The following is a 21466-nucleotide window of genomic DNA, read 5'->3' on the forward strand; positions in this document are numbered from 1 at the left end:
TTCACTTCCCCGATAGCTCAGTTGGTAGAGCGCCGGACTGTTAATCCGTAGGTCCCTGGTTCGAGCCCAGGTCGGGGAGCCAAACAAAGAGAAACCGCCGCACCGCAAGGTCTGGCGGTTTTTTCATGCTCGACATGACGATCGTGGTGAGTGCCCGAGCATTCATGGGCTCGCTTCAACGCAGGCACCTGCTCGGCTAGAAACCGATCAACGGCCGTCGCGAGCTTGACGATCGCGGTGGAACGGCGACTTCTGACCGCACGGGGCCCGCCTCGATGTCCTGTCTGTCCACCGTCAACAGGCGTGGTGCCGATGTCGGTCAGCCAACCCGAGTCCGGGCAACGGGACCATGCGAACCAAGGGTAAGGCATCACGCCAGACAACGGCCGGTTTCGAGAAGGCCTTGACAGCGCGACGGCCTAAGCGTTTACTGCAAGCACTGACCCGGTTTTGAGTCGGATCCGTTCACCACGGAAGGAGGGTAGACCGATCGAACCATCACACCGAACCCCATTCCCGCAATCACCGGCATATTGATGTCGGAGTACATCACCCCCGTGTGATGTTGTGATGCTGCTGGATGCAGCACCCTCGAAATGCCCTGCAACCGCAGGGCATTTCCGTTTCTAGAGCGCCCGGGAGCGCCAAGCAGCTGACCGTGCGGCGGTGATCCGACGCTCCGGGTCGCGCGACTTACGGCTCGGCGCCGAGAGAACGAGCCTCCCGCCGCCCACTCCGGAAGAGAACCGACGAAGGCAATGCCCACGAGGCGCCTGGCAAGGCTCGTGCTGCACCGCCACCTCGTCGAGGCTTGGTTTCCAGAACATGCGCAAGCACTGATCCAAGTCAAACGACGACCGGAGGCCCCTAGTTCTTGGCATATCAGCTGAACTTTCGGATAGTAGAGTACGTCAAGAATTGTTAACTTTAATGTCCATGACATTTACAAGTGCGCATTCTGATCGCTCCTCAGCCGTTGAAACGCTTCCCCACGACCCAACAGCGCTGACATAGGCGTCACGTCATGACCACCACGCAGAGCCCCGCGAGCGTCCCCGTCAAGGCGGCATTTCCGGCATGGCCGCGGCACGTCGTCGCGCACAGCCCGCAGGCCGAGGGCCTGTCGGAGTACGCGTCCCAGCGGCGTGCCGCGTACTACGGCTTGCGGCCTTGTGGCATGGCGACCTTAGGAGCCACCTACCCATCCCGACGCGCAGCGGAGTTCTCCGATGCCCACCGGTTCCCCGACAAACCGGTGCTGCGCACTCAGCCCCGGTACCTTGTGGCGATCGATTCATGCATACCGCGTTCTCGAATGCGGCAATCGGCGGGCCTTGGCCGCCGGCTTGCTGTTTTTCAGCGACGGGGCCTGCCGGAGTCGCAAGCGCCATGTGGTCATTTCGTGTGCAGTGGACAAGACGTTAAGGAGTCATCATGAACGCCCGAGTTCTTAAAGTGAGTTTCGCGATTTGGTCAGCGTTCGGCATTGCGCTGGCGCCAAGCATGGGTTGGGCACAAACCGCTGGCGGCGCAGCAGACAGCGGTCTGCCTGACGCATTCATGTGGCAAACGGTCGCCCACAACGGGACCTATCTCCCCGGGACCGATCGCCTTTTCAACAGCTACAGCCAACCATCCGTGAGCGCGGATGGGGTCGTCGCGTTCCGCGCGCGCAGCAAAGGCGGTGACGGTGTCGGCACGCCGCTGCGCGGCATTTACATGCGCGACATGGCCAAGGGCGCCAAGGGCCTGCTGACCACCGTCTTCGACACCCAGACGACGGTGCCCGACCCCAACAACACCTTGTATCAGGATGCGCTCGGTACCTTCACCGAATTTCCGGCGTTCCCGCGAATCGGCCTTCACAACCACCGGATCGTGACCCGCGGGCAATCCAAACCGCTCTGGACCTACATGCTGCCCGACGGCACTGAAACCCGGGTGGGCACGTCCGGCCTGTACGTCAAGCGGGGGGGAACGGGCATCACGGCAGCGTCGCAGCTCGGCGCCGTGCCCGACTTCCCGTACTTCAGCGTGCCAGGCGCTCCCCCGGGGACCCGGTTTGACCAATTCCCCGGTTCACCCGCGGTCGCCGGTGCGAATTCAGTGGTCTTCAAGGGCAACTACACCGACGTCGTGTCGAAGACGGGGGTCTACTACCGCGATTTCGCGCACGACCCGCAGTCTCCGGTCCAATTGGTGGCCAACTCAGACACGCTCATCCCAGGTCAAGCGCCCGGTGGCGTGCGTTTCGGGTCCACGGCGCCACCCAGTGCCTCATCGACCGACGCCGTCTTCCTGGGATTGGACAACGAAGATGCCCCGACCCTCGGCGGCATCTATCGCGCGAAGCTGGAGCCGAACGCTCCGTTGGAAACCCTGGTGAAACTTGGCAGCACGGTGCCCGGCGAGCAGGCCGGCGTGAAGTTCAACAAGTTGGGCGAGGCGCTCTCGTATGACGGCCGCTTCGTCGCGTTCTGGGGAGCCTGGGGCACCGAAACGCGGCAGGTGACGCTGACGTGCCCGGTCGATGGGCAGGCTGAATTGATCGCCTACTGCAACGAGCATTACCCCAACGGTTACGTCGTGCAGGTCCCCGTTCACCAAGGCTTCTTCGTGCGCGACTCGGCCAAGCGCCAGACCCATGCGGTGGTCAAGACGGGTGCCGAGTACCTCGATTTCATGTACTGGGTCTTTTCCGGCCGGCCGCCAGGTGTCAGCGACTCCGATTCGGACGACTTCGAGCCGCCCCGCTGGCGCGCATCGGCCTTCGCTGCGGTTTACGGCGTCGGCAACACCGACAAGGCCCAGATCGCGTTCAAGGGCCGCAAGACCTCAGAGACGCTCACGGACGGCATCTACATGACGGTGGCCCCGAAGACCCAGCCGGTGATTCGTACCGTGGTGGAAACCAACCAGGACGCCTTACAGATCGATCCGTCCGCACCGGCTGGATCGGTCGTGACGGCCATTGGGCTGGAACGTGACGGCCTGCGCAACGAATGGCTCGCGGTCACCGCGAGCATGCTCAACGCGGCTACGAGCGAGAGTTGGGCCGGCGTCTACCTGACTCGCACGAAGTAGTCGCGCTCCGGCCAACAAGGCGCGGTGGCAGTTCGCCTGCCACGCGTGGCAACCCGGATCCGAGATCCAATGGGCAAAAGTCCTTGAGAAGTCTCAGGGTCCGGGTTGCCCTTCTTGAGCGTTCAGATCACGAACAGCGGCAGTGGCAACCTGAGTTCTGGGCTGAGCCGCTGCCCGTGCCAACCACCAGGCCGCGTTCAGCTTCGATGACAAGCTGGTGCAGACCGTGCTGGCCCGCTGCACCGAAGTCGACAGCGGAGCCCGCAACGTCGACCACATTCTCAACGGCAGCCTGCTCCCGGACATCGCCGTCGAGGTGCTGTCGCGCATGGCGGCGGGCCAGGCGCTGGCCAGCATCCGGGTCAGCGCCACGAAGCGCGGCGACTTCCGCTACGCCATGACCGGATCGCCGGTCGAGGCCCGAAAACTCAAGGCTTGGCGAAGCCGGCACGGGCCAGCGCCTGCTGCGCAGGCGGACTGAGCAGATAGTCGATGAACGCGATGGCGGCGGCCTTCTGACGCGCTTGGGTCGTGAGAGCGGCCGGGTAATGCACCGGCGCGTGGCGACCGACCGTCGCCACCACCTTGACCTTGTCGGCCATCAGTGCGGCGTCGGTCGAGTAGACGAAGCCGGCGTCGACCTCGCCGCGAGCGACGTAATCCAGCACCTGGCGCACGCTTTCGGCATCGACGAGCTTGGGCTGAAGCGGCGCCCAGAGCTGGGCACTCTCAAGCGCCTGCCGGGTGTAGCGTCCGGCCGGCACCGAGGCCGGCTTGCCCACCGCAATGCGCTTGACCGCCGGGGAAGCCAAGTCGTCCAGCGTGTGCAACGCCGGTCCCCCGGTGGCCGGCTCGATCAACACCAGCTGGTTGGAGGCGATATCGCGCCGCGAGCCGGCGTCGAGCAGATGTTGCGAGAGGCCTTTGTCGACGGTCGCCTCGTCGGCGCTGATGAACACATCCACCGGCGCGCCCTGCGCGATCTGCTGGATCAGCACGCCGGAAGCCGCGAAGTTGAACTGGACCTGGGTGCCGGGGTGCGCCGCCTCGTAGCGACTGCCCAGGTCCTTCATCACGTTGGTCAGGCTGGCCGCCGCCGACACGGTCAAGGGTTGTGCGGACGCCAAGACGCCGGCAGTGCCCAGCCACAGCGCCATGCTTGCGCGGCGAACGAGGGATAGGTTCATGGCGAAGAATTCCTTGCTAGATGACGGCGTGTGCAGAGACCGGCGCTGCATCGAAGCGGCTCGAAGGCGGTGGCGATCTCGTTATGTTTTGAACTATATAACGAATATCGAACTCCCTTCGAACCGAACCGACCGGCTCAGCGAAGGGAGGCCCTGCCGCTCAGGGTGCGATGGGCTTGCGCCACACGCTGGCCAGCCACAGCTGCTGCTCGGGCGGCGCATCGGTAGGCCGGTGGAAATGGGTCAGGGCCACGAATCCGACGGCGCTGACGATCTCGCGCCACGCCGGCCAGTCGTGATAGACGCCGTAGCGCTCGCCGCGCCAGCCTTCCTGGCCATCGCCCCGCGGGTTGGAGCTGAACAGCACGCCGCCCGGCTTCAGCGCCGAGTACAAGCACCCCAGCACGCCCGGCAAGGCCTGGCGGGGCACATGGAACAGCGATGCGTTGGCAAAGATGCCGTCGAAGCGATCTCTGGGCAGGTCGAGCTCGAAAAAGCTCTGCACCAGCACCTCGCAGCCGCTGTGCGCGCGAGCCATCTCGGCCAGCGGCGCCGAGCCTTCCAGGCCGACCGCAAGGTGGCCAAGCGAGGCGAACGTGCGCAGATCGCGGCCCGGCCCGCAGCCGAAGTCCAGCAGCTCGAAGGGAGGCGGCGCGTTGATGTGCTGCAGCAGCGCCGCGATGTTCTGGCTCACGTCGTGGTCGCGTGTGCCTTCCCAGAACGCCTGGGCGTTTCGGTCATAGTGCGCCAGCGTGCGCGCAGCGATGCGCTGCAATTCCTCGGAGGACAGTGGCATGCGCCATCATCCCACCGAGCGGGCAAACCCGGGCGACGGCCCGGATTCACCTCCCAAGCCATCAGCGCTGGCTGGCCACGGTGAAGATGTCACGCACCTGGGTGCCGTAGGCGGTGGCCTTGGCCGGCATCGCATTGAATTCGGCGGCGCACAGGGTCACGAACTCTTGCGGGCTCTTGGCCGACATCATGGTCTGTGCGGTCTTGGCGGCTTCGGCAAACGAGGTCTGCGCCAGTTCCAGGTTGAGCTGCCCCAGTTTCTGCAGGCCTTGAAGCATTTGCGAGCTGGACTTCTGCAGGTCGACGAAGGGAGTGTTCATGGCAAGTTCCTCGTTGGGTTGATTTTGCTGCACCGCAGCAAGTCTGCAGTTTAGAGTGCCGATCGATACGGCACAAGCAAAAATTGCTGCAACGCAGCAATCTAGTGAACTTCCCCCAAAACCGCGCTCGCGCAAGCACCGAGCCGGCTACTCGCGGTGCCGTGGACGCTGGAATCCGCCCTCGGCCCAGGCCGTGGCACTGGCCCGGTCGAGGTGGAACGCCGGCGAGACGCTGACCTGGGCCAGCGGCTCACCCGCCTCGTCCTGCGCGCTCAGCGTCGCCGTGGGCTGCTCGTCGTCCGGCGCGATGTCGAGCGACACGGTGATGCGCTGCTCGCCGGCACTGACCACCATCTGGCGATGCAGCCGGCCCTGGCGCTGCTGCTCGTGGCGGCGCAGCACCTCGGCCGCCGTCTTGACCAGCGTGTTGAACGCGGGCGCATCCAGCGGCTTCGGGTTCTTCTTGTCGCGCCCCATCGTCCAGGGGCCGACCAGGGCCGGCTCGTCCTGGCCGTCCAGGAACATCGCCACCGCCCAACCGTCGTCGTCCTCGTTCTTCAGAACCTGGGCGGTCCAGCCCTTGTCGCGCCATCGGCGCGGCTCGTGCAGCACCTGGGGGTGCGAATCGGCATCGGCGGGCAGCGCAGGATCGGTTTCGGTCATGCCCGGAGTCTAGTGGCTCCCGCCCCAGGCACGCACCTCAGGCGCCTCGCGCGCCCTGGCCATCGAGCCGGAAATTGCTCACCACGCCGGCCAGGCGGCCGGCCTGATCACGCAGGCTCTCGGCCGCCGCGGCCGACTGCTCCACCAGCGCGGCGTTCTGCTGTGTCATCTGATCGAGCTGGGTCACCGCGGTGTTGACCTCGCCGATGCCCTGGCTCTGCTCGGCGGTGGCCGCGGTGATCTCGCCGACGATGTCGGTCACCCGCCGCACCGAGGCGACGATCTCGGTCATGGTCTGCCCCGCGTCGCCCACCAATCGGGCGCCGGCCTCGACCTTGTCGACCGAGGACCCGATCAAGCCCTTGATCTCGCGCGCCGCCTCGGCGCTGCGCTGCGCCAGGCTGCGCACCTCGCCCGCCACCACCGCAAAGCCGCGGCCCTGCTCGCCGGCCCGAGCCGCCTCCACCGCCGCATTCAACGCCAGGATGTTGGTCTGGAACGCGATGCCGTCGATCACCCCGATGATGTCGGCGATCTTGCGGCTGGCCTGGTTGATCTCGTCCATCGTGCTGACGACCTGCGACACCACCTGCCCGCCACGCTCGGCGACTTCGGCGGCCGACGAGGCCAGCTGGTTGGCGGTGCGGGCTGCTTCGGCGCTCTGGTGCACGGTGCCGGTCAGCTGCTCCATCGAGCTGGCGGTTTCCTCCAGGCTGGAGGCGGTCTGCTCGGTGCGGTTGCTCAGGTCGGCGTTGCCCGATGCGATCTCGGCCGCCGCCAGGCCGATGCCATCGGTCGACTGGCGCACCGCGCCCACCGTGTGACGAAGGGTCTGCACCATCTCGCCCAGCGCATGCATCACGCTGCCGGCCGGGGCACTGGGCAACGTCACCGTCAGGTTGCCCTGCGCCACCTCGTGCATCGCGCGGGCAGCCACCGCCGGATCGCCACCGACCTGGTTCAGCACGCTGCGGGTGATGACCACACCGATCGCGCCCAGGGCCACCATGATCATCAGCATGACGACACCCGCTTCCCACACCGACTGCCGGATCTCGGCGTCGAGATCGTCGGTGTACAGGCCCGAGCCGACGATCCAGTTCCAGCCCGGGACCTTCATCACGTACTGCAGCTTGGGCACCGGCGTGGTCTGGCCGGGATGCGGGAAGCGCGTCTGGACGAAGGCCTTGCCATCCGGGCTGGCGCTGATGGCATCGATCAGCATCTTGACGATGTCGCCGCCCTGGCCGTCCTGGATCTTGCCGATCATCGACTGGCCCTTCCACTCGGGCTTGAACGGATGCATGACGCTGGTACCGTCGGTGCCCCAGATGTAGAAATATTCCTTGTTGTCGGCGCCGTAGCGCGAGATCCGCAGCGCCTCCAGGGCGGCGGCACGGGCCTGGTCGTCAGGGAGCTTGCCCGCCGCCGACTGCGCCTGATAGGCCGCCACGATGCTGTCGGCCGACTGCACGGCCGTGACCAGTTGGGAGCGCCTGGCCTCGCTGATCTGGCTCACGCGGCTACTGATCGACAGCGCGGCGACGACGAACACGGCCAGCATGGCGCACGCCACCAGCAGCAAGATCTTGCGTTGAAAAGTGAGGGACTTCATGGGGAGGCTCCAACCAGGTGCGGACGGATCACCCGCGACGCCGAATGCCGCCGCAGAAGCAGGTCGCCGCAGGAACAGGATCCTTCAGTGTGCCCCGGGGGGTACCTCGGCAAAGCGTTCAACAACAGGTCAAACAGCGGGCATATGTCACCAGGCGCCCGCCATCGCCGACGCGCAGTCTCCGCCAAGACGAGGCGGACCTGGGGATCGCCAGGCGATCAAAATATCCTGGCCCGTCTTTATGGCGGCCTGGCCGATGCCGACCTTGCGGCCGTCGCAGGCATCAGGTCGCGCCCGCCGGGGTCAACGGAAAACCCGCCCCCCACACATGGAGGCCCTGCCGACCCTTGCGGGCCAGCCCGCACAGTGCCCTAATCGACGCCGGTCAGCAGGTCGCGCGCAGGAAGCTGGCGTGCCGGATGAAAGGTCGTCATCATGTTCAAAGCCTCTGTTCTCGCGCCCGCGATCCTGGTGTTGGCATCGACCGCATGCCACGCGCAGACCGTCAAGAGCCTCAGCCATCCGCCGCCCGACGGAGTGTTGATGTCGCTGCAGCTGACCGACGGCAGCGTGATGGTCCAAGGCAACGGCTACGCCGACTGGTGGAAGCTGACGCCGACCGACACGGGCAGCTACGCCAAGGGCACCTGGACGCAACTCGCCAGCCTGCCCGCAGGCTATGCGCCTTACGCGATGGCGTCGGCCGTGCTGGCCGACGGACGGGTGATGATCGTCGGCGGCGAATACAACTTCGGTGCCTTCGCACTGACCAACCTGGGCGCGATCTACGACCCGGTGGCGAACGTCTGGACGCCGCTGCCGCCACCGAAGAAGTGGAGCTACATCGGGGACTCGCCGGCGGTGGTGCTGCCCGACGGCAAGGTCCTGATCGGCAACAAGCTCACCAAGCAACTGGCCGCGTTCGATCCGAAGACGATGAGCTGGTCCCGCCTCAGCAAGCAGGGCAAGGCCGACTTCAACGCCGAAGAGGGCTGGACGCTGTTGCCCGATGGCTCGGTGCTGGCGATCGACGTCAAGAAGGCCCCCAACACCGAGATCTACTCGGTGCCCGCGAAGGCCTGGACGAGCGCCGGCAGCACGATCGTGGATCTGCATTCGCCGTCGCAGCTCGGCTGCATCGCCTATGGCCCCGGCGGCAGCCTCTGCTATGACCCACCGGGGGAAATCGGGCCGGCGATCCTGCGCCCCGATGGCACCGTCTTCGCCACGGGCTCCTACACGCCGGGCAACGGCCCGGGCAACACGGCCATCTACGACCCGGCGACCGGGCAATGGGCGGTCGGTCCGGTGTTTCCCAACGGCGACAACGCGGGCGACTCGTTTGCCGCCCTCCTGCCCAATGGCAACGTGCTGGTGGAAGGCGACTCGGGCCGTTCGTACGAATTCGACGGCAACCAGTTGATCGCGGGCCCGATCACCCTGGGCAGCCTGATGGTCTTGCCGACCGGCGAGGTGCTGGTCGGCGGCGGTACGACATCGATCTACACGTCGTCGGGCACCTACCAGCCCGCCTGGCAGCCGACGGTCTCGGTCGCGCCGTCGGCGGTGACGCGTGGCTCGACCTACACGGTGTCCGGCACGCAGTTCAACGGCCTGTCTCAGGCTGCCGCCTTCGGCGACGAATTCGAAATCGCCACCAACTACCCGCTGGTGAGGATCACCAACAGCAGCACCGGCCACGTGTTCTATGCCCGGACGCATGACCACAGCACCATGGGCGTCGCCACCGGATCGGCAACGGTATCGACCCAGTTCGATGTCCCGCCCGCGATGGAAACGGGGCCCAGCTCGCTGGTCATCGTGGCCAACGGCATCCCATCGGTGGCGGTGAGCATCACCGTGCAATAGGCGCCGCCTGCGATCGATGGCGGCGCACCGGCCCGACGCAAGACGTCGCGTGCCGGACCGGCGCAGGCGCGATTCCTCGGCCGATCCCGGCCCCCCTGCTCGCGGCGGCATTCCGCGCGAAATGCCGAGGCGTGAGCGCGGTTCAGGGCGTCCTGGGGACCGGCGGCGGCGCGCATTGGCCTGAAGTGCAGAAATGACACGGACTTCAGCCGCCCTTTCGGCTTAAGTTCCGTGAAGCGATGCCGTAATCTGTCAGACATCTGACTTTCTTTGATCCATCTCAACTCTCCGGCGCAACCCTTCATGCAGAACCTGACCATCCTCAAGCAAATGGCCATCGGATTCGGTCTATTGCTGGCCATCTTGATCGGCACCATCGCCTTCTCCGCCCGTCAGCAAGCGCAGTTGGCCACGTTGACGCAGCAGCAGTACGAACATCCCTTCTTTGTGACGAACGCGATCGCACGTGCCGACGCCAACGTCGTGCGCATGATGCGGGCAATGAAAGACATCGCACTGTCCGACAACGATGCCGACATTCAGAAGTACGCCAACCAGGTCGACGGGCTGGAACAGCAGGTCCTGGACGACTTGACGCAGGCCAAAGCACGCTATCTGGGTGACAAGAGCGATTTCGACGCGCTCATTGCCAAGGTCAAGGAGTGGAAGCCCATCCGCTCACGCATGATCGGCCTGAAGCGCGATGGCAAGGCCGCGGAGGCGGCCGATGTCACCCGCACGGCAGGTGCCGCGAAGCTGGCGGAAATCTCCGGGCTGCGCAAGAAGGTCTATGACCATGCCATGAGCAAGGCGGAAGAGTTTCAGAAGAAGGCTGCCGACCTCAAGGATTCCGCGCTGCGCTTGACCATGCTGATGGGAGCCGTGGCGGTTGTCGCGGGTCTCGCGATCGCGATCACGATCACCCGCTCGTTGACCCGGCCGATCGGACAGGCCTTGCGCGTGGCCCAGGCCATTGCCGACGGTGACCTCGGCGGAGAGATCGAGGTCGAGGGCCGAAACGAGACCGCTCGATTGCTCTCGGCCTTGAAGGACATGCAGGCCAAGCTGGCGACCGCCGTCTCCCATGTCCGCCAGGGTTCGGAAAGCGTCGCTACGGCCAGCGCCCAGATTGCCCAAGGCAATCAGGATCTCAGCCAGCGCACCGAAGAACAGGCCTCCGCGCTCGAAGAGACGGCGGCATCCATGGAACAGCTCGGCTCCGCCGTCAGGCAGAACGCGGACAACGCCCGGCAGGCCAACCAACTGGCGCTGAGTGCCTCGACCGTGGCGGTCAAGGGCGGCGAGGTGGTCAACCAGGTGGTCGACACCATGAAGGACATCAACGACAGCTCGAAGAGGATCGCCGACATCATCAGCGTCATCGACGGCATCGCGTTCCAGACCAACATCCTGGCGCTGAATGCGGCGGTCGAGGCCGCGCGCGCCGGCGAGCAGGGCCGCGGTTTCGCGGTGGTCGCCAGCGAGGTTCGCAACCTCGCAGGACGTTCGGCCGAGGCAGCGAAGGAGATCAAGAGCTTGATCACCGCCAGCGTCGAGCGTGTCGAGCAAGGGACGGCGCTGGTCGATCAAGCCGGCACAACCATGACCGAAGTCGTCACCTCGATCAAGCGAGTGACTGACATCATGAGCGAGATCAGCGCGGCCAGCAGCGAACAAAGCGCCGGCGTGGCGCAAGTGGGGGACGCGGTCAGCCAGATGGACCAAGTGACGCAACAGAACGCAGCGCTGGTGGAAGAGAGCGCCGCCGCCGCCGAGAGCCTGAAGCAGCAGGCCCAGGCCCTGGTTCGATCGGTGGCGGTGTTCAGGTTTGGCGCATGACATGCCCTGTCCGGCACGCTGGGGCCGAGGTGGACCCATGTCACGGTGAGTCAGCTTGAACCAGGCGCGCTCAAAGGCGTCGGCAAACTCGTCGGGATGGGACAGGAAGTGTCGCGAAATCCCTTCATAGGCCGGATCGAACCGCTGCGAGAGGTCGGCCGTGGTCATCATCGGACGGTGCTTCTTGCCCGGGATATGCGCGCCGGGGATCAGGTCGTCCTCGGCCACGTCCTTGGCTAGCAACGCCGTGGCCAATCTGCTGCGCCGCGAAGCCGACATCGCGGTGCGCATGGTGCGCCCCAGTCAGGGCTCTCTGGTGGCGCGCAAGCTGGGAGAGATCGCCATCTGCGCCGCAGCGCACGAGCCCTATTTGCGCCGAGCCGGTACGCCGCGTCGGCCCCAGGATCTGGCGCAGCACGCGCTCATCGGCTACGACACCGACACCACGATCGAGCAGGGCTTCGCCAAGCTCGACCTTCCATTGCCGCGTGCCCAGTTCGCGCTTCGCACCGACAACCAGATCGTCTACAGCGAACTCGTGACTGCCGGCGCCGGCATCGGCTTTGTCGCCGCCTATACGCTGCGAAGCCTGGCCGGCGTGCAACCGCTGCTGCCCATGCTGAAGATCCCGCCGCTACCTTGCTGGCTGGCCGTGCACCGCGAGATCCGCGGCAACGCAGTGGTGCGACGTGTCTTCGATTTCCTCGCCGAGGCCCTGCCCGGCGCCTTGTCGACGTGACGCGATGTCCGTCCCGCCATGGAGCGGCAACTCGCGAAGACCGATGCCGTCGACACCCGGCTCCAGGGCGAGTTCGCCAGCGTGCCGATTCGACGCAGAGACCCGGCGAGCTTCATTCGTCCGCCAGCGGGAACTCCCGGTTGCATCAAGACCACGAATTCACCATAATAGATGCACTTTAAATGCATCTTAGTTCGATGAATCCCGAACGACCGGCGTCGGCGGATGGTCGTTGGCACATGGCGACATCACCTGACCAGGCAAACTGCGACGGCGTCGCTCCCTACCGGATACCCCACCGTGGCCCCAACGTCGCCCGCCCCATTGCCGCGTCATGAAGCATGCCGCCCGACCGGGCTGACCGCGCACGCCGTCAGGCCGCACGGAATCCAAGACCAACCGCCCCTGCCCTGCCCGCCCTCGGCGACGCCACACTCCACGCATGCGACACCCTCAGGACACCCCGATGAGCATGAACATCGCCAGCTTCGACGATCTCCTGGCGGCAGCGCGCGCGCAGCCGGTTCCACAACGCCTGCTGCTGGTATTCGCGGGGGCGGCGCTGAGCCCGGACGCCACCGATGAACAACGGTCTACATTCGAGGCAGGCCAAGGCGGTGAACTGACGCCGCTGATGTGCGTCGACAAGGCGCTCGACCAGATCGCGAGCTTCGCCGCACTGTGCGAGGAGTCACGCCGGGCCGGTCCGCCATGGTCCATCGTGTTCGCCGCGGCGCTGTCCGGGACGCCCGGCGCTGCGCCCGACAGCCGTTCCGCCGAAGCGCCGCTGAAACGGATGGTCGAAAACATCCGGACGGGCGTGCTGGACACCATGATCCCCTTCGACACGGGCGGCAACGCGGTCATGCTGCGCTGAGCACGACGAGGTCGGCGGTCCCGGGCCGCAACATGGGTCGGCGCCGATTCAACGCCGCATCGGCAGATACAACGCGAAGCCCGGCCCAGGGTGCATGCGCTGGCCCGTCGCGCTGCAATCGATTCAGGGACGGCGCGCATCACGCGCCAGCGATCGTTGCAACCGCCGGGTGGTGGCCGCCGGTACTGGCCGATGGCCGACCTTGAATCCGCCTCACGCCGGCCTTCAAGCCGTCAGGTCCAAGGTCATCGGCCCCCATCGGAAGTAAGGGCCGTCCCTGCGGGTTCTCGATCGCGGCGTTTGACCGATCTCTCGCGCGGGCCGACCGGACCGGATCAGGCGGACTTGCGCAGGAAGCCCTGGTTGCCGCCATTACGGTTGGGCGCAAAACCGGATCACCTGGCACGACGGCAAAGAGTCTTCCGTCGGCGAGTCTGAGCTTCGGAACATGCTTTCGAACACCGCCCTCGTGCGCCAGGCGTTACCGAATCAAGGGGTGTACCTCAGATGATCGCCATCTTCGAGAGGCCGTACCGGAACAAAGTAGGCCAGGACAGATGCAGCACGGTCCATCGCGTGGCGCCTCCGCATATCAGCAGACGTCAGAAGCTGATTTATGTGCACCGCTTCAAGCACGATGAGGCATCCATTGACGGCATGCCCGGCCGAGATGTGATCCTGCGGTGCATCCCCTCATTGCTTCGCCAGCATGCTCAGTTGGCGGACGTAGGACCAGGGTCGAGCCCTGTCGCCTACGCGCTCCAGCAGGGCGGCGTCATCGCCTGTCAGGCCATCCATGCAGCGGAAAGACCGAATCACAACCGGCACGATCTTGCCGCGAATGATGATCTCGGCCGGGTCGCCGATCTTCCAGCCCTTCGCCTCGGTACGGGTCTGAAAGGACATGCAGTGTGCCGAGTGATCTACGGCCTGCTCGTATAGGTCGGGATGATCTAAGGTGTGCTGAGCGTGAATATCGCATTGCACAGTGCACTGCGCCATGGTCGACGCATCGACTTGGCCAGAGGCCGCCAAGCAAAGCAGGACGGCGAGGGTGGCTATTTTCAAGTGTTCTTCTCCGAATGAAGCCCGTCTATGGGCTGGCGCCATTCTCGCGTACCGCCGCGCCGTCATCCCGTCCGCTGACCGAATTCGAGGAGATCAAGCTACGTCAGGCGCCGGCGTGGATGCGCTGGCTGTTCATGGAGCTGGTGGGCCTATCCAACTTCAAAGCCGGCATAGCGCAGCAGTTCATGGGTGCAGCTGGTTTCGCTGCTCGATTGGGACAAGCCAGAGCGCGACCGGTGTACCACCGATGACCTGGGCACCTTCCACAGCTGGTGCCAAGACCTGGTCAACAGCTACCAGTTCCAGGTGGCCAGCGCACCCGACCGCGGAGCCCGATTCCGCTTGTTGCCGGAATCTGTGGAGCACGCCCTCGAAACTGGATTTGTGCCGGGCGACCAGTACACCGCTTTGCTGATCGACGAAGCCCACGACTTTGAAGACGCTTGGCTACGGCTGGCAGCCCAAATGGTCTGCCCCAAGACCAATTGCTTGCTGGTGTTGTACGACGACGCCCAATCGATCTATTAAAAGAAACGGCGCCAGTTCAAGTCTTCCAGCGTCGGGATTCAGGCCCAGGGTCGCACCAGCATCCTGAAACTGAAATGCCTAAGTACTGCCGAGGTCTTGACCCTGGCCATGCATTGCGCGCAGGCGCTGGTAGAGGGTGAGCTCAGTTCAGCGGCCGAGAGCGACGACCGCACGCAACTGGTCCACCGCGCCAGTGCTGGCCGCCGCGAACCGCTTCCGGTTCTTTTGAAGGCGAAGAATCCGATGGAGGAGGCAGGTCTTCTGGCCGACCGCATCGAGTCAAGCTTGACGGAAGGCACCGCGCCCGATGATGTCGCGGTGTTGTACCGGGCCAAGTACCTGATGGTGCCGCTGGAACGTGAACTGGCGCGCAGAAAGATTCCGTTCCAGTCGATGAATGCGGCGGCCTTTCGGCGCTTCGACTGGCAATCACCGTCCGTCAAGCTGCTGACCATGCACAGTGCCAAGAGGCTGGAGTTTCCTCTTGTCGATGTTGCGGGCCTGCAGCGCCTGCCCATGAAGGACGAGACCGTGGAGGGCGCTGTGCGGCTGCTCCATGTCGCGATGACGCGAACGACCCACTCGCTGGCGCTGTCCGCGCATGGATCCTCGTGGATCGTCGATCGGGTGCTGCGCTCGTTGGGGAAAGTTTCGCGGCAGTTCAGTCAGGCAAATTGACCGGCTGGGCCGCGTCACAGAAATCACTGGCCCGGCAAGACCGTGCAGCCCAAAGCGGGTCACCCCGCAGGCCCGCATGTTGTGGCGCTTCCAAAGAAAAAGGGCCTTCCTTGCGGAAGGCCCTGGTTCTTTTGGCGGAGACGAAGGGATTCGAACCCTTGATGCGCTTTTGGCGCATACTCCCTTAGCAGGGGAGCACCTTCGGCCACTCGGTCACGTCTCCAACCTAAGCTGAGATTCTAACCTGATCAGTTCGCGCTTTCGGCGATCGCAGTGACCGATTCGTCCAGGCCGAAGGCCTTGTGCAGTGCGCGCACCGCCAATTCCATGTACTTCTCGTCGATCACGACCGAGGTCTTGATCTCGCTGGTCGTGATCATCTGGATGTTGATGCCGTCCTCGCTGAGCGCGCGGAACATCGTGCTGGCCACACCGGCGTGGCTGCGCATGCCGATGCCGACGATGGACACCTTGCAAATCTTCGCGTCGCCCAGCACCTGCGCGGCCCCGGTGGCCGGCTGGACCTTGGTCTTCAGCAGGTCCATCGTGCGCTGGAAGTCGTTGCGATGCACGGTGAACGAAAAATCCGTCTTGCCGTCGTGGGACACGTTCTGGATGATCACGTCCACGTCGATGTTCGCGTTCGCGACCTCGCCCAGGATCTGATAGGCGATGCCGGGCTTGTCGGGCACGCCCAGCACAGTCACTTTGGCTTCGTCGCGGTTGAAGGCAATGCCCGAGACAACGGCTTGTTCCATCTTTTCGTCTTCCTCGAAGGTGATCAGGGTGCCGGACTTGGCTTCCTCGTCAATGTCGATGTCCCAGGGCGTGAAGCTGGACAGCACGCGCAGCGGCACACGGTACTTGCCGGCGAATTCCACCGATCGGATCTGCAGCACCTTGGAGCCCAGGCTGGCCATTTCCAGCATCTCTTCGAAGCTGATGGTATGCAGGCGGCGAGCTTCGGGCACGATGCGTGGGTCGGTGGTGTAGACGCCGTCCACATCGGTGTAGATCAGGCATTCGTCGGCCTTCATCGCGGCGGCGACAGCCACCGCCGAGGTGTCGGAACCACCGCGCCCCAGCGTGGTGATGTTCAGATCCTCGTCGACCCCCTGGAAGCCGGTGATGATGACCACCTTGCCCGCCGCCAGATCAGCCCGCACGCGCGCATCATCGATGCTCTGGATGCGCGCCTTGGTGTAGGCAGAGTCGGTCTTGATCGGCACCTGCCATCCGTTGTAGCTCACCGCGTCCATGCCTTCGGCTTGCAGCGCCAGCGACAGAAGGCCGACCGAGACCTGCTCGCCTGTACAGGCGATCATGTCGAGTTCACGCAGCATCGCGGGCGTCTGAGCGGCCGGCGAAACCTCCCTGGCCAAGCCCAGCAGACGATTGGTCTCACCGCTCATCGCCGAAGGGACGACCACCAGTTGGTGCCCGGCTCGGGCCCATTTGGCGACGCGCTTGGCGACATTGCGGATGCGCTCGGTCGAGCCCATCGAGGTGCCGCCGTACTTGTGAACGATCAGTGCCATGAGGGAGTTTGAAGAGTTGCCGCACGGGGCGGCCGGCCAGGACAGGCGAAGGGCACTCGGCCCCAGGCGCTAGAAAACCCTTGATTGTAAGGGCATGGGGCGGGCCGCCGTGCAGCGTCGCCCTGCCGCACGCTCATGCCTCGGCCTGCCACGCCAGCTGGTATTGCCGCTCACCCGGCGCAGCCAAGGCCCGGGCATCGACCCCCAGGCCCGGCACCCAAAGCAGCAGCTCGCCGGAGAAAATCAACGGCCCGCGCCGGGCCCAGGGCGCGATGGCAGCGCTCTGATACTGCTTCTTCAGGCTGCGCGCGATGCCGAACGGGCTGCGTTGGAACTGTTCGCCGCCGCGGCGCTCATCCCAGCGGGCGTGTGCAAGCAGGCGCGCCGACACCCCCCCTTGAGTCACCTCGCTGACCTGCAGCATCCCCGCCCAGCCGGGAAGTCGATGCCCACCGGCACGGTTCAGCGCGCCCGCGCCCGCAGGGCCGATGCCACCGTCCGATGCCGTTGCCGCGTCGACGCCCACCAGACTCAGCCGTTGCCGATAGCAACGCAGCTCGTACCCCTGGCCGGCCGGCCAGCGACCGGCGCGCGCACCGGGCAGCTCGGCCAGCAGACGCGACAGCAAGGCGTCCGGAACGCCGCCAGGCAGATGGGTCGCGAGCCAGGCCCGCAGCAAGAACCATCGGCGAGCGGCCGACAGCGGCCGCCACACGGTGAGGTCCAGCCCACCTTGCGATGCGGTGGCGAGCCGCAAGTCGGCGGCCGCCACTTCGTCGATCAGGGCCGCGGCGCGCTGGGCCTGCTGCGCCACCTGACACAGGCGGGCGTCGGCTTGTTCGAACGCAGCGCTCAGCGCCGGCCAGACCTGGCGACGCAGGCGGTTGCGGTCGAAGCGAGGATCGGCGTTGCTGTCGTCTTCGATGTGGCTGAGCCGGTGCCGACGGACATAGGCCTCGATGGCCTCGGACGGCAACGCCAGCCAGGGACGCGCCCAGACCACCCCGTCGCGCCCCGCATGCACCGGCATCGCGGCCAGGCCAGCCGGCCCGGCGCCTCGCATCGCCTGCAACAGCACGGTCTCCGCCTGATCGCGGCGGTGATGCGCCAGCAGGATCAGTCCGGCGCCCTGCTCGCGCGCCAACTGCCCCAGTGCCGCGTACCGCTCGCGCCGCGCCCAGGCCTCCACGCTGTCACCTGGCGCCGGCCGTCCGGACAAGCGCGCGGCATGAAAGCCGAGCGGCCAGCCGGCGCGCTGCCAGCGCGCGCACTGCCGCTGCAGATGCTGTTGCCAGGCGTCGGCATGGGGACTCAAACCGTGATGGACATGCAGCGCGACGACCCGCAGGCCCAGCGCGGCGGCCGGCCTCAACGTGGCATGCAGCAAGGCCGTGCTGTCGCGCCCCCCGCTGGCGGCCACCGCAACGACCGACGGCGCCGGGCTCATGCTGCCCGGCTCGTCAGCGGGCCGTCGTGTCGGTGAAGCGCCCGTAGCTCTTGAGTCGTTGGTAGCGTCGCTCCAGCAGTTCGGCCACCGGCAGGTCGTTGACCTGGCGCAGCGCGTCGACCAGGCCTCGCTTGAGTTGCGCCGCCATCTGCTTGGTATCGCGATGGGCGCCGCCCACCGGTTCGTTGACGATCTTGTCGATCAGGCCCAGGGCCTTCAGGCGATGCGCGGTGATGCCCAGCGCCTCGGCCGCGTCGGAGGCGCGCTCCGCCGTCTTCCAGAGAATGGACGCACAGCCTTCGGGCGAGATGACCGAGTACACCGAGTACTGCAGCATCAGGACCTGGTCGCCGACACTGATCGCCAACGCGCCACCAGAGCCGCCTTCGCCGATGATGGTGGTGACGACAGGCACCTCCAGCTGGGCCATCTCGAAAATGTTGCGGCCGATCGCTTCGGATTGGCCGCGTTCTTCCGCGCCGATGCCGGGATAGGCGCCGGGCGTGTCGACGAAGGTGAACACCGGCAGGCCGAATTTCTCGGCCAGCTTCATCAGCCGCAGCGCCTTGCGGTAGCCCTCCGGCCGCGCCATGCCGAAATTGCGCGCCGCGCGCTCCTTCGTGTCGCGCCCTTTCTGGTGACCCAGCACCATGCACGCCTGCCCGTTGAAGCGCGCCAGACCGCCGACGATCGACAAATCGTCCGCGAACGTGCGATCGCCGTGCAACTCCTGAAAGTCGGTGAAGATCTCGCTGACGTAATCCAGCGTGTAGGGCCGCTGCGGGTGGCGCGCGATCTGCGTGACCTGCCACGGCGACAGCTGGGTGTAGATGTCCTTGGTCAGTTGCAGACTCTTCTTGTCCAGCCGATCGATCTCTTCGGAGATGTCGACCGCGGACTCGTTCTGCACGTAGCGCAACTCTTCGATCTTGGATTCCAGTTCCGCGATCGGCTGTTCGAATTCGAGAAAATGTCGCTTGCTCATGGCATGGGTCCTCGCCGCTATTTTCCCTGATTTCAGTAGTCGACCGGCAGCGGATCCAGACTGCGCCACAGGTACCAGGTGGCCACGGATCGAAACGGTGCCCAGCCTTCGCCCAGTTCGCGGGCCTCGGCCCGCGACACCGGTTCGCCGCTGAAGTAGCTCAGGCTGATGCCCTTGAGCAGGCCCAGATCGTCCAGCGGCAGCACGTTCGGGCGCATCAGATGGAAGATCAGGAACATCTCGGCGGTCCAGCGGCCGATGCCCCGGATGGCCACCAATTCGTCGATGATGGCCTCGTCGTCCATCTCCTGCCACTGGCGCACATGAACCACGCCCTGCTCGAAATGGCGCGCCAGATCGCCGAGGTACTCGGCCTTTCGCGCGGACAGCCCGACACCGCGCAGTGACGGCGTGTCCAGGGCCAGCACCGCGGCCGGCTGGATGCGCGTCGACGGTCCACCGACCAGGATCGCGAACTTGTCCCAGACCGACTGCGCGGCCTTGACCGAAATCTGCTGGCCGACGATGGACCGGGCCAACGTGGTGAAGGCGTCGCCGCGGCTCTGCAGCCGCGCCTCGCCGAATTGAGGAATCAGCTTCTTCATCACCCGGTCGCGCTTGCCCAGGTGACGGCAGGCCTCGTCCCAGTACTCCGGTGTGACGCCGGCGTTCGCCGCTCTTGCCATCGTCAAGCCTTCACCCAGGTGGTGCCCTGAGGCGTGTCCTTGAGCAGCACGCCATTGGCCTGCAACTCGTCGCGAATGCGGTCGGCAGCGGCGAAGTCGCGTGCCTTCTTGGCGGCGTCGCGCTCGGCGATCCTGGCCTCGATCGCCGCGACCTCGTCGGTCTCGGCCCCGCTGCGCAGGAACGCCGACGGCGACTGCTGCAGCAGGCCCAGCACGCCGCCCAAGGCCTTGAGCAGGCCTGCCAGCGCGGGCGAGCGGCTGCGGTTGACCTCGTTGGCCAGTTCGAACAGCACGGCGACTGCCTCGGGCGTCCCGAAATCCTCGTCCATCGCCGCCTTGAAACGCGCCGCCGGGCCCAGCGACCAATCGATGGCCACCGGCGGCGCCGGCACACCGTCCAGCGCGGTGTACAGGCGCCGCAAGGCGGCCCGCGCATCGCTCAGATGCACATCGCTGTAGTTCAGCGGACTGCGGTAATGGGCGCGCACGACGAAGAAGCGCAGCGTCTCCGCCTCGAACTGCTCCAGCACTTCCCGAATGGTGAAGAAGTTGCCCAGCGACTTCGACATCTTCTCGTTGTCGACATTGACGAAGCCGTTGTGCATCCAATAGCGCGCCAAAGGCTGGCCGAACGCCCCCTCGCTCTGGGCGATCTCGTTCTCGTGGTGCGGAAATTCCAGGTCGGCACCGCCGCCATGGATGTCGAAGGTCTTGCCCAGAAGCGCGCAGGCCATCGCCGAGCATTCGAGGTGCCAACCGGGCCGGCCCTTGCCATAGGCACCGTCCCATTGCACGTCGGGCGGCTCGCCCGCCTTGGCGGCCTTCCAGAGGACGAAATCGAGCGCGTCCTCCTTGCCCTCCAGGCTGGCCACGCGTTCGCCGGCATGCAGTTCATCCAAGGACTTGCCTGACAGCTTGCCGTACCCTGGGAAGCGGCGCACGGCGTAATTCACGTCGCCGCTGTCGCTGCGATAGGCCAGCCCCTTGTCCTCCAGGGCGCGGACGATGTCGAGCATCTGCGGCACATAGTCGGTGGCCCGCGGGTCGTGCGTCGGGCGCTCGATCCCCAAGGCATCGAAGTCGCGGTACATCTCGGCGATCATCCGGTCGGTCAGCGCTCGAACCGCCTCGCCGTTCTGCACCGCGCGGCGAATGATCTTGTCGTCGACATCGGTGATGTTGCGAACGAAGTTGACGCTCAGGCCGCTGGCCTGCAGCCAGCGCCGCACGACGTCGAACGCGATGTTCGAGCGCGCATGGCCCACGTGGCACAGGTCGTAGACGGTGATGCCGCACACGTACATGCGCACGTGACCCGGCTCAAGAGGCGTGAACGCTTCGACCTGGCGGGTCAGCGTGTTATGGATGCGCAGCGTCATCGACGAAGGAAGCGGGCGGCAAGGCGTGGTGGGCGAATGTCAAGCCCCGATGCGCGGTGCGCGGGCCAGGATGGATCACAGGAAAATCAGCCGGCCCGGTGGCGAGTCGCTCAGCGACCGGGTCGGTAGAATCGAGCCAGTATAGCGAAGGAGACTCTGCCTGTGCCCA

General features: G+C 65.6%; 18 protein-coding genes, 2 tRNA genes and 2 pseudogenes. 9 read left to right on the forward strand and 13 right to left on the reverse strand.

Annotated elements, in window-relative coordinates:
• Positions 1–6 precede the first annotated feature (6 nt).
• The 3 genes and pseudogenes from AC0N04_RS15565 to AC0N04_RS15575 all read left to right on the forward strand — a co-directional run.
• Positions 7–82 (forward strand) — tRNA-Asn (locus tag AC0N04_RS15565).
• A 1352-nt stretch (positions 83–1434) separates the two neighbouring features.
• Positions 1435–3084 (forward strand): hypothetical protein, encoded by a 1650-nt coding sequence (locus tag AC0N04_RS15570; RefSeq protein ID WP_474283172.1) that lies wholly within the window; start codon positions 1435–1437, stop codon positions 3082–3084.
• 181 nt (positions 3085–3265) lie between these two features.
• Positions 3266–3484, forward strand: a pseudogene (locus tag AC0N04_RS15575) (hypothetical protein); the annotation flags it as partial.
• Positions 3485–3512: 28 nt separating this feature from the next.
• Here the strand turns inward: AC0N04_RS15575 and modA are convergent.
• From modA to AC0N04_RS15600, 5 genes are all read right to left on the reverse strand, one after another.
• Positions 3513–4271, reverse strand: a complete 759-nt coding sequence (modA, locus tag AC0N04_RS15580; RefSeq protein WP_474283173.1) for a molybdate ABC transporter substrate-binding protein — start codon at positions 4269–4271, stop codon at positions 3513–3515.
• A 160-nt stretch (positions 4272–4431) separates the two neighbouring features.
• Positions 4432–5067: a class I SAM-dependent methyltransferase gene (locus AC0N04_RS15585; RefSeq protein ID WP_474283174.1), complete on the reverse strand. Its 636-nt coding sequence runs from the start codon at positions 5065–5067 to the stop codon at positions 4432–4434.
• A gap of 61 nt (positions 5068–5128) precedes the next feature.
• Entirely contained in the window at positions 5129–5386 is a 258-nt protein-coding gene (locus AC0N04_RS15590; RefSeq protein ID WP_474283175.1) for a phasin family protein, read from the reverse strand.
• 147 nt (positions 5387–5533) lie between these two features.
• Positions 5534–6049 carry a hypothetical protein gene (locus AC0N04_RS15595; RefSeq protein WP_474283176.1) on the reverse strand — a complete coding sequence of 172 codons (516 nt, stop codon included), beginning with the start codon at positions 6047–6049 and terminating at the stop codon, positions 5534–5536.
• A 37-nt stretch (positions 6050–6086) separates the two neighbouring features.
• Positions 6087–7664 (reverse strand): methyl-accepting chemotaxis protein, encoded by a 1578-nt coding sequence (locus AC0N04_RS15600; protein ID WP_474283177.1) that lies wholly within the window; start codon positions 7662–7664, stop codon positions 6087–6089.
• A gap of 435 nt (positions 7665–8099) precedes the next feature.
• Between AC0N04_RS15600 and AC0N04_RS15605 the strand changes: the two genes are divergently transcribed.
• Together AC0N04_RS15605 and AC0N04_RS15610 are read left to right on the forward strand one after the other, a co-directional pair.
• Positions 8100–9533, forward strand: a complete 1434-nt coding sequence (locus tag AC0N04_RS15605; protein WP_474283178.1) for a Kelch repeat-containing protein — start codon at positions 8100–8102, stop codon at positions 9531–9533.
• A 303-nt stretch (positions 9534–9836) separates the two neighbouring features.
• On the forward strand, positions 9837–11372 hold the full coding sequence (locus AC0N04_RS15610; protein WP_474283179.1) for a methyl-accepting chemotaxis protein: 1536 nt from the start codon (positions 9837–9839) through the stop codon (positions 11370–11372).
• A gap of 30 nt (positions 11373–11402) precedes the next feature.
• On the opposite strand, the pseudogene AC0N04_RS15615 reads toward AC0N04_RS15610, so the two are convergent.
• Positions 11403–11612 (reverse strand): annotated as a pseudogene (locus tag AC0N04_RS15615) (catalase-peroxidase); the annotation flags it as partial.
• A 7-nt stretch (positions 11613–11619) separates the two neighbouring features.
• On the opposite strand from AC0N04_RS15615, the gene AC0N04_RS15620 reads away from it, so the two are divergent.
• Positions 11620–12111, forward strand: coding sequence for a LysR substrate-binding domain-containing protein (locus AC0N04_RS15620; RefSeq protein ID WP_474283309.1), 492 nt, complete (start codon positions 11620–11622; stop codon positions 12109–12111).
• A 472-nt stretch (positions 12112–12583) separates the two neighbouring features.
• On the forward strand, positions 12584–12988 hold the full coding sequence (locus AC0N04_RS15625) for a ribonucleotide reductase subunit alpha (RefSeq protein ID WP_474283310.1): 405 nt from the start codon (positions 12584–12586) through the stop codon (positions 12986–12988).
• A gap of 693 nt (positions 12989–13681) precedes the next feature.
• Here AC0N04_RS15625 and AC0N04_RS15630 read toward each other — a convergent pair.
• Positions 13682–14056 carry a hypothetical protein gene (locus AC0N04_RS15630; protein ID WP_474283180.1) on the reverse strand — a complete coding sequence of 125 codons (375 nt, stop codon included), beginning with the start codon at positions 14054–14056 and terminating at the stop codon, positions 13682–13684.
• Positions 14057–14245: 189 nt separating this feature from the next.
• Here AC0N04_RS15630 and AC0N04_RS15635 point away from each other — a divergent pair, with 189 nt between their 5' ends.
• Positions 14246–14584, forward strand: a complete 339-nt coding sequence (locus AC0N04_RS15635; RefSeq protein WP_474283181.1) for a hypothetical protein — start codon at positions 14246–14248, stop codon at positions 14582–14584.
• Positions 14585–14680: 96 nt separating this feature from the next.
• The gene (locus AC0N04_RS15640; protein WP_474283182.1) at positions 14681–15262 is read left to right on the forward strand and encodes a 3'-5' exonuclease; all 582 of its coding nucleotides are present in this window, start codon (positions 14681–14683) and stop codon (positions 15260–15262) included.
• A gap of 132 nt (positions 15263–15394) precedes the next feature.
• On the opposite strand, the gene AC0N04_RS15645 is transcribed toward AC0N04_RS15640, so the two are convergent.
• From AC0N04_RS15645 to cysS, 6 genes are all read right to left on the reverse strand, one after another.
• Positions 15395–15485: transfer RNA gene (locus tag AC0N04_RS15645), tRNA-Ser, on the reverse strand.
• Between the two features lie 25 nt (positions 15486–15510).
• Positions 15511–16800, reverse strand: coding sequence for an aspartate kinase (locus tag AC0N04_RS15650; RefSeq protein ID WP_474283183.1), 1290 nt, complete (start codon positions 16798–16800; stop codon positions 15511–15513).
• 133 nt (positions 16801–16933) lie between these two features.
• On the reverse strand, positions 16934–18247 hold the full coding sequence (tilS, locus tag AC0N04_RS15655; RefSeq protein WP_474283184.1) for a tRNA lysidine(34) synthetase TilS: 1314 nt from the start codon (positions 18245–18247) through the stop codon (positions 16934–16936).
• 13 nt (positions 18248–18260) lie between these two features.
• On the reverse strand, positions 18261–19232 hold the full coding sequence (locus AC0N04_RS15660; RefSeq protein WP_474283185.1) for an acetyl-CoA carboxylase carboxyltransferase subunit alpha: 972 nt from the start codon (positions 19230–19232) through the stop codon (positions 18261–18263).
• A gap of 32 nt (positions 19233–19264) precedes the next feature.
• Positions 19265–19918: a DNA-3-methyladenine glycosylase family protein gene (locus AC0N04_RS15665; protein ID WP_474283186.1), complete on the reverse strand. Its 654-nt coding sequence runs from the start codon at positions 19916–19918 to the stop codon at positions 19265–19267.
• Positions 19919–19920: 2 nt separating this feature from the next.
• Complete coding sequence (gene cysS, locus AC0N04_RS15670) at positions 19921–21297, reverse strand: cysteine--tRNA ligase (RefSeq protein WP_474283187.1); 1377 nt, start codon at positions 21295–21297, stop codon at positions 19921–19923.
• Positions 21298–21466 lie beyond the last annotated feature (169 nt).

This window comes from Ideonella sp. sgz306126 (assembly GCF_056032705.1).

Coding starts and splice junctions, on each gene's coding strand:
- cysS (WP_474283187.1), bottom strand. CDS start 21,297: ATGACGCTGCGCATCCATAACACGCTGACCCGCCAGGTCGAAGCGTTC.
- AC0N04_RS15610 (WP_474283179.1), top strand. CDS start 9,837: ATGCAGAACCTGACCATCCTCAAGCAAATGGCCATCGGATTCGGTCTA.
- tilS (WP_474283184.1), bottom strand. CDS start 18,247: ATGAGCCCGGCGCCGTCGGTCGTTGCGGTGGCCGCCAGCGGGGGGCGC.
- AC0N04_RS15595 (WP_474283176.1), bottom strand. CDS start 6,049: ATGACCGAAACCGATCCTGCGCTGCCCGCCGATGCCGATTCGCACCCC.
- AC0N04_RS15600 (WP_474283177.1), bottom strand. CDS start 7,664: ATGAAGTCCCTCACTTTTCAACGCAAGATCTTGCTGCTGGTGGCGTGC.
- AC0N04_RS15570 (WP_474283172.1), top strand. CDS start 1,435: ATGAACGCCCGAGTTCTTAAAGTGAGTTTCGCGATTTGGTCAGCGTTC.
- AC0N04_RS15650 (WP_474283183.1), bottom strand. CDS start 16,800: ATGGCACTGATCGTTCACAAGTACGGCGGCACCTCGATGGGCTCGACC.
- AC0N04_RS15605 (WP_474283178.1), top strand. CDS start 8,100: ATGTTCAAAGCCTCTGTTCTCGCGCCCGCGATCCTGGTGTTGGCATCG.
- AC0N04_RS15665 (WP_474283186.1), bottom strand. CDS start 19,918: ATGGCAAGAGCGGCGAACGCCGGCGTCACACCGGAGTACTGGGACGAG.
- AC0N04_RS15660 (WP_474283185.1), bottom strand. CDS start 19,232: ATGAGCAAGCGACATTTTCTCGAATTCGAACAGCCGATCGCGGAACTG.
- AC0N04_RS15625 (WP_474283310.1), top strand. CDS start 12,584: ATGAACATCGCCAGCTTCGACGATCTCCTGGCGGCAGCGCGCGCGCAG.
- modA (WP_474283173.1), bottom strand. CDS start 4,271: ATGAACCTATCCCTCGTTCGCCGCGCAAGCATGGCGCTGTGGCTGGGC.
- AC0N04_RS15590 (WP_474283175.1), bottom strand. CDS start 5,386: ATGAACACTCCCTTCGTCGACCTGCAGAAGTCCAGCTCGCAAATGCTT.
- AC0N04_RS15585 (WP_474283174.1), bottom strand. CDS start 5,067: ATGCCACTGTCCTCCGAGGAATTGCAGCGCATCGCTGCGCGCACGCTG.